We start from the raw sequence: 12,361 nt of genomic DNA, 5'->3' as shown, positions 1-12,361 counted from the left end.
TTATGGATATAGTAGATAGGATAGGTGTATCTAATGCGAAAAAAAATAGTTCTTGCCTGCAACGATTGCGGTTCAAGAAATTATAGTTATGAGAGCAAACAATCGACAAGCGGCGAACGGCTGGAAATCAAGAAATTTTGCAGTACTTGCAACTCACACTCGATTCATAAAGAAACGAAATAACCGTTTTATAAATAGATTGACAGAAGCTTCTAATGCTTGGAGGTACATTCATGAAACGTTTTACCGAATTTTTCAGCGGAGTCGCTCGCGAAATGCAAAAAGTAAGCTGGCCGAAACGCAAGGAGCTTACCAAATATACAATCGTGGTGGTAACGACTGTAGTATTTATGGCTTTATTCTTTACAGTGGTCGATTTGGGTATTTCCGAATTAATTCGCTTAGTTATTGAATAAGAGATTCGAAAATAAGGTATAATAGTGATAGAATAATATGTGTCAGCAGAAAAGCCCGGAAACGGGTTTTTTAATTTGTCTTTTTTAATAAGTGAAGAAGTTCAAAAACGAGTGCTGCTGTAATATGAATCATCACAATATATTCTAGTTAAGTTCGGGATGACGCCTGTATGGTTTTTTGGCTAAAACGTTCAAAGATAAAGATTAATAAAGAAAATGATCGATTGCAGGGAGGGAAGGACGTTAAAGTCCTAACACATGGAAAAGAATTGGTATGTAGTTCACACCTATTCAGGTTATGAGAACAAGGTTAAAGCTAACTTGGAAAAACGTGTTGAAACTATGGGGATGGAAGACAAGATCTTTCGCGTTGTAGTTCCAGAAGAAGAAGAAACAGAAGTGAAAGATGGCAAAAAGAAAGTGACCAAAAAGAAAGTGTTTCCAGGTTATGTGTTGGTTGAGATCATCATGACGGATGATTCATGGTATGTTGTCCGGAATACGCCTGGGGTAACAGGTTTCGTGGGTTCGTCTGGAGCTGGGTCAAAACCGACTGCATTGCTTCCGGAAGAAATTGAAGTCGTTCTTAAACGAATGGGCGTAGATGAAAGCAAAATCGAAGTTGATTTTGAAATCGGTGATACGGTTCAAGTTAAAGAAGGCCCATTTGCAACTTTTGCAGGACCGATTGAAGAACTTGATAAAGACAAAGGGAAAGTAAGGGTCCTAGTCAATATGTTCGGCCGTGATACACCGGTAGAACTTGATTTTAATCAAGTGGAAAAATTATAAACGGAAAAAAACTTGAAATTGCCTTTTGAAAGTGGTAAAATTTCAAAGGTCAGTATGTTTCAATTTTTAGGCCTCAACGATACAAGCATTCTTTATTAATATATAAAGAATTCAAGATGAGTGGGAGGGTATTACCCTATTACCACATCACGGACTTATAAGGAGGTGTGTCTCGTGGCTAAAAAAGTAATTAAAATGGTTAAATTGCAAATTCCTGCTGGTAAAGCGAATCCGGCACCGCCAGTCGGTCCTGCATTAGGTCAAGCTGGTGTAAACATCATGGGATTCTGTAAGGAGTTCAACGCTCGTACAGCAGATCAAGCTGGTCTAATTATTCCTGTTGAAATCACGGTATTTGAAGACCGTTCATTTACATTCATTACAAAAACTCCACCGGCTGCAGTATTGCTTAAGAAAGTAGCTGGTATCGAGTCTGGTTCTGGTGAACCTAACCGTAATAAAGTTGCTACAGTCAAGCGTGATCAAGTGCGCGAGATTGCTGAAACTAAAATGCCTGACCTAAACGCTGCAAGCGTTGAAGCTGCAATGCGTATGGTTGAAGGTACTGCTCGCAGCATGGGTATTGTCATCGAAGACTAATCCATGTAATTGCTATTTGTTTCTACGGGGTTGCGATTGATACTCGCAACCTTTATTCGTGGGAGGTCATTCCGTTAAAACCACAATTTAGGAGGATTTATATCATGGCGAAAAAAGGTAAAAAGTATCTTGAAGCAGCTAAGCTTGTAGAAGTTTCTAAGGCTTATGCTGTAACTGAAGCAATCGAAGTTGCTAAAAAAGCAAACTTCGCAAAATTCGATGCGACTGTTGAAGTTGCTTTCCGTTTAGGCGTAGACCCTAAGAAAGCTGACCAACAAATTCGTGGAGCTGTTGTTCTTCCGAATGGTACTGGTAAAACTCAACGCGTATTAGTATTCGCAAAAGGCGAAAAAGCAAAAGAAGCGGAAGCTGCTGGTGCTGACTACGTTGGCGAATCTGACTACATCAACAAAATCCAACAAGGATGGTTCGAATTCGATGTAATCGTTGCGACTCCAGACATGATGGGTGAAGTTGGTAAACTTGGCCGTGTATTAGGACCTAAAGGATTAATGCCTAACCCTAAAACTGGTACAGTAACATTCGACGTAACAAAAGCTGTTAATGAAATCAAAGCTGGTAAAGTTGAATACCGCGTAGATAAAGCTGGAAACATCCATGCTCCAATCGGTAAAGTATCTTTCGAGGATGCTAAACTAGTGGAAAACTTCACGACTATCTATGATACATTAATGAAAGTTAAACCTGCGGCTGCTAAAGGAACTTACATGAAAAACGTTTCTGTAACAACTACAATGGGCCCTGGCGTGAAAGTTGATCCTTCTACTTTCAATAAATAATTGACATTCCAAAACTATTATTGTTATAATAAGTTTTGTTGTGAATAAATGAATATCATTTGTACCGTAGACAGTAGGTGCTCGTTACGAGCTTAATTCCCTGCCGAGGTAATTCGATAATAATAGTCCTTGACTATGACTTTTGAAATTACTGCCTTCATGTCTGCAATAGAGATGAAGGCTTTTTCTTTGAAACGGTATAAATGTTTTCAAGCAAATCTACAGGAGGTGTAAGGATGAACGCAATTATTGAACAAAAGCAAAAAATCGTTGCTGAGATTACTGATAAATTAACTGCAAGCCAATCAACAGTAGTTGTTGACTACCGTGGATTGACTGTTGCTGAATTAACAGAACTTCGTAAGCAACTTCGTGAAGCTGGCGTTGAGTTTAAAGTTTACAAAAACTCTATGACTCGCCGTGCTGCGGAAAGTGCTGAACTTAGCGCTTTGAACGAATCATTAACAGGACCAAACGCAATTGCATTCTCAACTGAAGATGTTATTGCGCCAGCAAAAATCCTTAACGATTTTGCGAAAAAACATGAAGCGTTAGAAATCAAAGCTGGAGTTATCGAAGGAAATGTTGCAACTGCTGAAGAAATTAAAGCTCTTGCAGAACTACCTTCACGCGAAGGCCTACTTTCAATGCTACTCAGCGTGCTTCAAGCACCTATGCGCGGACTTGCTCTTGCTACAAAAGCTGTTGCAGAGCAAAAAGAAGAACAAGGCGCGTAAGCTAACCGCTTATATAGCCTACTGATTCAAAAAAAAACCAACCATTTCGAGGAGGAAATAAAAATGACTAAAGATCAAATCATTGAAGCAGTTAAAAATATGACTGTTTTAGAATTAAACGACCTTGTAAAAGCAATCGAAGAAGAATTTGGCGTAACTGCTGCTGCACCTGTAGCTGTAGCTGCTGCTGGTGGCGCTGCTGCTGAAGAAAAAACTGAGTTTGATGTAATCCTTACATCTGCTGGAGATCAAAAAATCAAAGTTATCAAAGCTGTACGTGAAGTTACAGGTCTTGGACTTAAAGAAGCGAAAGAACTTGTTGACAACACTCCAAAAGCAGTTAAAGAAGCTGCTTCTAAAGAAGAAGCTGAAGAAATCAAAGCTAAACTTGAAGAAGTTGGAGCTGGCGTTGAAGTTAAGTAATCTTGCATAAACAAAAAGCTCGCTATCATTGGCGGGCTTTTTTTCTTCATTTTTAAAGAAATGACGGGAACTGGCCGTTAATGGTTTGGTAACGAGGAAATCGTTACTGGAACATTCCGGCGTGCAAGCATCCATTCTTCAATTCTCTTCTCTCATTAAATCTTCAATATTCCTTTCTGATAGGGGGAGATGACTCTGACAGAGCATTACTACTCACATAAACCGGATGTCGTAAGCAATCCGAAATTTTGGGATTTCACATTAAAGGGACGTACATTTCGCTTCAAAAGTGATAATGGTGTTTTTTCGAAAAAGGAAGTTGATTTCGGATCGCGTCTTTTGGTTGAGAGTTTTAACCTTAATGAAGCTGTGGAAGGAAATATTCTCGATGTTGGTTGCGGGTATGGACCGATCGGAATATCGATTGCGGCAGCTTATCCCGATAGAACGATAGAAATGATTGATATAAATAGCCGGGCAGTTGAATTGTCAAAAGAGAATGCTGCTTCTAATGGGATCGCAAATGTGAATATTTACGAAAGCGATCGTTTTGACAAAGTTGCCTCCAATCAATTCGCAGCGATTCTTACGAACCCTCCCATTCGCGCAGGTAAAAGTGTAGTCCACGAAATTTTAGAAGAAAGCTATCGCAGTTTGGTAGCTGGTGGAGAATTATGGGTTGTCATTCAAAAAAAACAAGGGGCTCCATCCGCAATGGATAAAATGGAGCAATTATTTGGAAATATTGAAGTGCCCGTTAAGAAAAAAGGTTACTATATACTATTATCCAAAAAGGTTTGACTCTAAATTTTCGCTATGTTAGTATTATAAAATGCATATATATAATTCCGTAACTATGCAATTTTTATACCATTGGTGTATAATCAATGGATAATATGGGAAAAATATATAAATAATAGTTCGTTTTATGAGAAATAGTGGTTTTTAAAATAAAAACCATTTTCTTTTTGTCTATGGAAATGATTCCTTTTCCGAGGCAAATGGATCCTTATAACGCTTGATTTAAGGGGTGAATCAGTTGACAGGTCAACTTGTTCAGTATGGACGACACCGCCAACGTAGAAGTTATGCAAGAATCAGTGAGGTTTTGGACCTTCCGAATCTGATTGAAATTCAAACAGCTTCTTATCAATGGTTTCTAGATGTAGGTTTAAAGGAAATGTTCCAGGACATTTCTCCTATTGAGGATTTTACAGGTAATTTATCGTTAGAATTCATCGATTACAGCTTAGCTGAGCCGAAGTATTCTGTGGAAGAAACAAAAGAACGCGATGTTACGTATTCTGCACCACTTCGTGTGAAAGTGCGCCTTGTTAACAAAGAAACAGGGGAAGTAAAAGACCAGGATGTATTTATGGGCGACTTCCCGCTGATGACTGAAACAGGTACATTTGTCATCAATGGTGCTGAACGGGTAATTGTATCCCAATTAGTGCGCTCACCGAGTGTTTACTACAATGGGAAAATGGATAAAAACGGTAAGCTTGGGTTCTCTGCGACCGTTATTCCTAACCGTGGCGCATGGCTCGAATACGAAACAGACGCCAAGGATGTTGTGTATGTTCGAATCGACCGCACCAGGAAATTACCGATCACGGTATTGATGCGTGCCCTTGGATTTGGAACAGATCAAGAAATCATCGATTTGATCGGTGACAACGAATACCTTCGCAACACTCTTGAAAAGGATAACACCGAGAGTGTGGAAAAAGCATTACTAGAAATCTATGAGCGTCTACGCCCAGGTGAACCGCCTACTGTCGAAAACGCGAAAAGTCTTTTAGTATCACGCTTTTTTGATCCGAAACGTTATGATTTAGCTAATGTAGGCCGTTATAAAATAAACAAAAAACTGCATATTAAGAACCGTTTATTCGGACAACGTATTGCAGAGACTTTGATTGATCCTGAAACGGGAGAAATCATTGTTGAAAAAGGTACAATGCTTGATCGTCGGACTCTTGATAGGATTCTGCCTCATATCGAAGGTGGAATAGGATTCAAAACATTCCATCCATCAGGTGGTGTAGTAGAGGAAGAAACTCTTCTTCAACCTATTAAAGTGTTTGCACCAAACGATGCTGAAGGCGAAAAAGTGATCAATATCATCGGTAATGCTTATGTGACCGACCAGGTCAAAAACATTACACCGGCTGATATCATTTCTTCCATCAGTTATTTCTTTAATTTATTGCATGGTGTGGGAATCACGGATGACATTGACCATTTAGGTAACCGTCGTTTGCGTTCCGTTGGTGAATTGCTGCAAAACCAATTCAGAATTGGCTTATCCCGTATGGAGCGTGTTGTCCGTGAAAGAATGTCCATTCAGGATACGAACACAATCACTCCACAGCAACTAATCAACATTCGCCCGGTCATTGCATCCATTAAAGAGTTCTTTGGAAGTTCACAGCTTTCCCAGTTCATGGATCAAACGAACCCGTTGGCTGAGTTGACGCATAAACGTCGTCTATCTGCATTGGGACCTGGTGGTCTGACACGTGAGCGTGCTGGCTTTGAAGTACGTGACGTTCATTATTCCCACTATGGCCGCATGTGTCCGATTGAAACGCCTGAGGGACCGAATATTGGTTTGATTAACTCGTTATCCAGTTTTGCAAAGGTTAACCCATATGGCTTCATTGAAACACCATACCGCCGTGTGGACCCTGAAACAGGTAAAATTACAAGCCAAATCGATTACTTAACAGCTGATGAGGAAGATAACTATGTAGTTGCCCAAGCGAATGTACGACTGTCGGATGACGGCTCATTCCTTGATAACGATGTTGTTGCACGTTTCCGCGGTGAAAATACCGTTGTTCCGCGTGACCGCGTAGATTACATGGATGTATCTCCTAAACAAGTTGTATCTGCCGCGACTGCATGTATTCCTTTCTTGGAAAACGATGACTCCAACCGTGCCCTTATGGGAGCGAACATGCAACGTCAAGCAGTTCCTTTGCTTCAACCGGAAGCCCCTCGGGTAGGAACGGGTATGGAGTATGTTTCAGCGAAGGACTCCGGTGCTGCCGTAATCTGTAAACACCCAGGTATCGTAGAGCACGTTGAATCACGTGAAGTATGGGTACGTAGGGTAAGTGAAGTAGACGGGCAGCAAGTAAAAGGAAATCTTGATAAATATCGTCTATTAAAATTCATTCGTTCCAACCAAGGAACGTGCTATAATCAACGCCCTATCGTAAGTGTTGGCGACAACGTCGTAAAAGGTGAAATTCTTGCTGATGGTCCTTCAATGGAAAAAGGTGAGTTGGCACTTGGACGTAACGTATTGGTAGCCTTCATGACATGGGATGGATATAACTATGAAGATGCCATCATCATGAGTGAACGATTGGTTAAAGATGATGTGTACACTTCCATTCATATTGAAGAATATGAATCTGAATCACGCGATACAAAATTAGGGCCTGAAGAAATCACCCGTGATATCCCTAACGTAGGGGAAGATGCGCTTCGTAATCTTGATGAGCGCGGAATTATCCGTGTGGGTGCTGAAGTGAAAGACGGAGACCTTCTCGTTGGTAAAGTCACGCCTAAAGGTGTAACGGAACTGACTGCTGAGGAACGTCTATTACATGCAATCTTCGGTGAAAAAGCACGTGAAGTAAGGGATACATCACTTCGTGTACCTCACGGCGGCGGAGGAATCGTTCTTGATGTTAAAGTATTTAACAGAGAAGACGGCGATGAACTGCCTCCTGGTGTAAACCAACTCGCACGTGTATATATCGTTCAAAAACGTAAAATCCATGAAGGCGATAAAATGGCCGGACGACATGGTAACAAAGGGGTAATCTCCAGGATTCTTCCTGAAGAAGATATGCCTTATTTACCGGACGGCACTCCAGTCGACATCATGTTAAACCCATTGGGTGTACCTTCACGTATGAACATCGGTCAGGTGTTGGAGCTACACTTAGGTATGGCTGCACGCGCACTTGGCATTCATGTAGCCTCTCCTGTATTCGATGGTGCCACTGAGGAAGACGTTTGGGGTACAATTGAAGAAGCCGGGATGTCCCGTGATGCAAAAACTGTCCTTTATGATGGCCGTTCAGGTGAAGCATTCGATAACCGTGTATCAGTTGGTGTCATGTACATGATCAAACTGGCGCATATGGTCGATGATAAACTTCATGCACGTTCAACTGGACCTTACTCCCTTGTTACGCAGCAGCCACTTGGTGGTAAAGCGCAATTTGGTGGACAGCGTTTCGGTGAGATGGAAGTATGGGCACTTGAAGCTTATGGTGCCGCTTATACATTACAAGAAATCCTAACCGTTAAATCAGATGATGTCGTGGGTCGTGTTAAAACGTACGAAGCGATTGTCAAAGGTGAAAATGTCCCTGAACCAGGTGTTCCTGAGTCATTCAAAGTATTGATTAAGGAGCTTCAAAGTTTAGGATTGGATGTTAAAATCCTCAATGCCGAAGATCGTGAAATCGAAATGCGTGATTTGGAAGATGAAGATGAAGCCAACCAAGCAGACAAATTAAGCCTTGATTCAGAAACCAAAGATATGGTTGCTTCCGAAGTAGGGGCACCTGTCAAAGAATAAAATTAAATATAAACATATCCAGTAATATATTACCTGCTCTGACTGGCAGCAAGATGTTCATTAGAAAATCATGCTGCCTTGTTAGAGCCTTATTGATTCAATCAACCATCATCCGGTGTAAGATTGCCTCATAACGTGACGGCAATCAAGGGTTAAACCTGGAGATTAAAAGGGAGGTAGGCCCCTTGTTAGACGTTAATAATTTTGAGTATATGAAAATTGGTCTTGCTTCACCAGACAAGATTCGTTCTTGGTCCCATGGAGAAGTTAAAAAACCAGAAACAATCAACTATCGTACGTTAAAGCCAGAAAAAGACGGTTTATTCTGTGAGAGAATTTTTGGACCTCAAAAGGACTGGGAATGTCATTGCGGAAAATATAAACGTGTTCGTTATAAAGGCGTAGTCTGTGACCGTTGTGGCGTTGAAGTCACCCGTGCTAAGGTGCGTCGTGAGCGTATGGGTCATATTGAGCTGGCAGCACCAGTTTCACACATATGGTATTTTAAAGGAATTCCTAGCCGTATGGGACTTGTTCTTGATATGTCTCCACGGGCTTTGGAAGAAGTTATTTACTTTGCATCTTACGTAGTAACTGAAACGGGCGATACAACTTTAGAAAAGAAACAGCTTCTTTCTGAAAAGGAATATCGTACATACCGTGAAAAATACGGTAAGAAATTCCAAGCTGCCATGGGTGCGGAAGCTATTAAAAAACTTTTACAAGATATTGATACGGAAAAGGAAGTAGAGTCGTTGAAAGAGGAGCTTAAAACAGCTCAAGGACAACGCAGAACCCGTGCAATCAAACGCTTGGAAGTGCTTGAAGCATTCCGTAACTCCGGAAATGAGCCTTCATGGATGATCCTTGACGTGCTTCCGGTCATTCCACCGGAGCTTCGTCCTATGGTTCAACTTGATGGAGGACGTTTTGCCACATCTGATTTAAATGATTTATATCGCCGTGTTATCAACCGTAATAATCGGTTGAAAAGATTACTGGACCTTGGAGCACCAAGCATTATCGTTCAAAATGAGAAGCGTATGCTGCAAGAAGCTGTCGATGCTCTTATCGATAATGGCCGTCGTGGCCGTCCGGTAACTGGACCAGGTAACCGTCCGTTAAAATCTTTATCTCACATGTTAAAAGGTAAACAAGGCCGTTTCCGTCAAAACCTTCTTGGTAAACGTGTTGATTACTCTGGCCGTTCCGTTATCGTAGTCGGACCAAACTTAAAGATGTACCAATGTGGTCTTCCGAAAGAAATGGCGATTGAATTATTCAAACCATTCGTAATGAAGGAGCTTGTTCAAAGAGGTCTAGCGCATAACATCAAATCCGCTAAGCGCAAAATTGAACGTTTATCTCCTGAAATATGGGATGTCCTAGAAGAAGTTATTAGAGAACACCCAGTACTATTGAACCGTGCACCGACTCTTCATAGACTTGGGATCCAAGCATTTGAACCAACGTTGGTTGAAGGTCGCGCAATTCGTTTGCATCCGCTCGTATGTACAGCTTACAACGCTGACTTTGACGGTGACCAAATGGCGGTCCACGTTCCTCTATCTTCTGAAGCACAAGCCGAAGCACGCATGCTTATGCTTGCAGCACAGAACATTTTGAACCCTAAAGATGGTAAACCTGTCGTTACACCTTCTCAAGATATGGTATTAGGTAACTATTACTTAACATTGGAAAGAGAAGGCGCTATCGGTGAGGGTATGATCTTTAAAGATACAAGTGAAGCATTACTTGCATACCAAAACGGATATGTACACTTACATTCCCGTTGTGCCGTACATGCATCGTCACTAAATAATGAAACATTCACTGAAGAACAAAACGGCCAACTTCTGATTACGACTGTTGGAAAATTGATCTTCAATGAAATTTTACCTAAATCATTCCCGTATATTAACGAACCGACACGTTATAATCTGGAAACCAAAACTCCAGAGAAATATTTTGTGGAAAAGGGCGCTAATATCCCTGAATTGATTAAGTCCCAACCTGCTATCGATCCTTTCAAGAAAAAAATTCTTGGAAATATCATCGCGGAAGTCTTTAAACGCTTTAAAATTACCGAAACATCCAAAATGCTTGACCGGATGAAAGATCTTGGATTTAAATATTCGACAAAAGCTGGTATTACCGTTGGTGTGGCTGATATTGTCGTTTTAAAAGAAAAACAAGAAATCATTACTGAGGCTCAAACCAAAGTGGATAACGTCTTGAAACAATTCAGACGCGGTCTTATTACTGAGGATGAGCGTTATGATCGCGTCATTTCGATTTGGAGTGCTGCCAAGGATACCATTCAGTCCAAACTTATGGACTCCCTGGACCGACGCAACCCGATCTTCATGATGAGTGATTCCGGTGCCCGTGGTAATGCTTCCAACTTTACGCAGCTTGCTGGTATGCGTGGTTTGATGGCCAACCCGGCTGGACGTATCATTGAATTACCGATCAAATCAAGTTTCCGTGAAGGTTTAACCGTGTTGGAGTACTTCATCTCTACACATGGTGCGCGTAAAGGTCTTGCCGATACAGCGCTTAAAACGGCCGATTCCGGTTACCTTACCCGTCGACTTGTTGACGTTGCCCAAGATGTCATCATCCGTGATGACGATTGTGGAACGGACCGCGGCTTGAAAATTTCAGCCTTGAGAGAGGGTACTGAAATAATTGAGCATCTTGAAGAGCGCCTAGTTGGCCGTTATGCAAGAAAAGCGATCAGACATCCAGAAACAAATGAAGTAATCGTGGCTGAAAATGATCTTATTACTGAAGATCTTGCTAACTATATTGAATCACTTGGAATCGAAACAGCATGGATCCGTTCTGCCTTTACATGTAACACCAGCCATGGTGTATGTAAAAAATGTTATGGACGCAACTTGGCTACCGGTCAAGAAGTTGAAGTGGGCGAAGCAGTCGGTATCATTGCCGCTCAATCAATCGGAGAACCTGGTACACAGTTGACGATGCGTACATTCCATACAGGTGGGGTTGCTGGGGACGATATCACTCAAGGTCTTCCTCGTATCCAAGAAATATTTGAAGCAAGAAACCCTAAAGGTCAAGCTGTCATTTCCGAAATTGAAGGAACGATTGTTTCCATCAATGAAATTAGGGATAAACAACAGGAAATCGTTGTTCAAGGTGCTGTTGAATCACGCACATATACTGCGCCGTACACAGCACGTTTAAGAGTAACTGTTGATACACCTGTCCGTCGTGGTGAAGAGTTGACAGAGGGTTCCATCGATCCGAAAGAATTGCTGAAGGTTACAGACGTGCTTACTGTTCAGGAATACCTGCTTCATGAAGTTCAAAAAGTATACCGGATGCAAGGTGTTGAAATCGGTGATAAGCACATCGAGGTAATGGTTAGACAAATGATGCGTAAAGTCCGTGTGCTTGATGCAGGCGAAACTGAAGTGCTTCCAGGAACATTATTGGATGTCAACCAGTTCACTACTGCAAACACTGATGCATTGCTGACCAACAAATTACCGGCTACAGGCCGTCCTGTATTGCTAGGTATCACAAAAGCATCTCTTGAAACGGATTCCTTCTTGTCCGCCGCGTCATTCCAAGAAACAACTAGAGTCTTGACTGATGCAGCAATAAAAGGAAAACGTGATGAATTGCTTGGGCTTAAAGAAAATGTCATCATCGGTAAACTTGTCCCTGCAGGAACAGGAATGCTTAGATACAGAAAAGCAAACCCTGTCGTTGTTGACGAAAGTGCCGATACAGTAACAGTGGATTAATGGAAAAAGGACCAGCTCAATAATTTAAACTGAAAACCACACTCCCGTTTCCTATTGGAGGAGATGAAGGATCAGAATTTATTGAGCTGGTCTCTCTTATTACTCATGGCCGGCTGAAAAGCCTATGAGAATTTGATAATTTCCGTTTGGGCAAATTGAAAATCTTAATAGAATTATGTAAGGAAAACCTTTTGCTTGAATT

10 protein-coding genes and 1 other annotated feature are annotated in these 12,361 nt (G+C 41.4%); all 10 genes read left to right on the top strand.

Annotated features, from left to right (window positions below; genetic code table 11):
• Positions 1-33 precede the first annotated feature (33 nt).
• The 10 genes from rpmG to rpoC all read left to right on the top strand — a co-directional run bounded on the left by rpmG (position 34) and on the right by rpoC (position 12,159).
• The gene (gene rpmG, locus AC1DIV_RS22085) at positions 34-183 is read left to right on the top strand and encodes a 50S ribosomal protein L33 (RefSeq protein WP_072273931.1); all 150 of its coding nucleotides are present in this window, start codon (positions 34-36) and stop codon (positions 181-183) included.
• A 50-nt stretch (positions 184-233) separates the two neighbouring features.
• Positions 234-416: a preprotein translocase subunit SecE gene (gene secE, locus AC1DIV_RS22080; protein ID WP_034305062.1), complete on the top strand. Its 183-nt coding sequence runs from the start codon at positions 234-236 to the stop codon at positions 414-416.
• A 258-nt stretch (positions 417-674) separates the two neighbouring features.
• A complete protein-coding gene (gene nusG / locus AC1DIV_RS22075; protein ID WP_048677866.1) occupies positions 675-1,208 on the top strand; it encodes a transcription termination/antitermination protein NusG in 534 nt (177 codons plus the stop codon).
• A 174-nt stretch (positions 1,209-1,382) separates the two neighbouring features.
• The gene (rplK, locus tag AC1DIV_RS22070) at positions 1,383-1,808 is read left to right on the top strand and encodes a 50S ribosomal protein L11 (RefSeq protein ID WP_034305057.1); all 426 of its coding nucleotides are present in this window, start codon (positions 1,383-1,385) and stop codon (positions 1,806-1,808) included.
• A gap of 104 nt (positions 1,809-1,912) precedes the next feature.
• A complete protein-coding gene (rplA, locus tag AC1DIV_RS22065; protein ID WP_057276474.1) occupies positions 1,913-2,608 on the top strand; it encodes a 50S ribosomal protein L1 in 696 nt (231 codons plus the stop codon).
• Between the two features lie 46 nt (positions 2,609-2,654).
• Positions 2,655-2,805 (top strand) — a sequence feature (ribosomal protein L10 leader region).
• A 39-nt stretch (positions 2,806-2,844) separates the two neighbouring features.
• Positions 2,845-3,345, top strand: coding sequence for a 50S ribosomal protein L10 (gene rplJ, locus AC1DIV_RS22060; protein ID WP_034305052.1), 501 nt, complete (start codon positions 2,845-2,847; stop codon positions 3,343-3,345).
• 63 nt (positions 3,346-3,408) lie between these two features.
• A complete protein-coding gene (gene rplL, locus AC1DIV_RS22055; protein ID WP_289348369.1) occupies positions 3,409-3,768 on the top strand; it encodes a 50S ribosomal protein L7/L12 in 360 nt (119 codons plus the stop codon).
• A gap of 195 nt (positions 3,769-3,963) precedes the next feature.
• Entirely contained in the window at positions 3,964-4,569 is a 606-nt protein-coding gene (locus tag AC1DIV_RS22050; RefSeq protein ID WP_048677932.1) for a class I SAM-dependent methyltransferase, read from the top strand.
• 238 nt (positions 4,570-4,807) lie between these two features.
• Positions 4,808-8,377 carry a DNA-directed RNA polymerase subunit beta gene (rpoB, locus tag AC1DIV_RS22045; protein ID WP_048677874.1) on the top strand — a complete coding sequence of 1,190 codons (3,570 nt, stop codon included), beginning with the start codon at positions 4,808-4,810 and terminating at the stop codon, positions 8,375-8,377.
• Between the two features lie 185 nt (positions 8,378-8,562).
• Complete coding sequence (rpoC, locus tag AC1DIV_RS22040) at positions 8,563-12,159, top strand: DNA-directed RNA polymerase subunit beta' (RefSeq protein ID WP_053537043.1); 3,597 nt, start codon at positions 8,563-8,565, stop codon at positions 12,157-12,159.
• Positions 12,160-12,361: the final 202 nt, after the last annotated feature.

It is taken from the genome of Peribacillus sp. 05N428, assembly GCF_056397085.1.
Note: the sequence above shows the minus strand (reverse complement) of the source record. Positions and strands in the feature narration are given on the sequence as shown.

Coding starts and splice junctions, on each gene's coding strand:
- rpmG (WP_072273931.1), top strand. CDS start 34: ATGCGAAAAAAAATAGTTCTTGCCTGCAACGATTGCGGTTCAAGAAAT.
- secE (WP_034305062.1), top strand. CDS start 234: ATGAAACGTTTTACCGAATTTTTCAGCGGAGTCGCTCGCGAAATGCAA.
- nusG (WP_048677866.1), top strand. CDS start 675: ATGGAAAAGAATTGGTATGTAGTTCACACCTATTCAGGTTATGAGAAC.
- rplA (WP_057276474.1), top strand. CDS start 1,913: ATGGCGAAAAAAGGTAAAAAGTATCTTGAAGCAGCTAAGCTTGTAGAA.
- rplJ (WP_034305052.1), top strand. CDS start 2,845: ATGAACGCAATTATTGAACAAAAGCAAAAAATCGTTGCTGAGATTACT.
- rplL (WP_289348369.1), top strand. CDS start 3,409: ATGACTAAAGATCAAATCATTGAAGCAGTTAAAAATATGACTGTTTTA.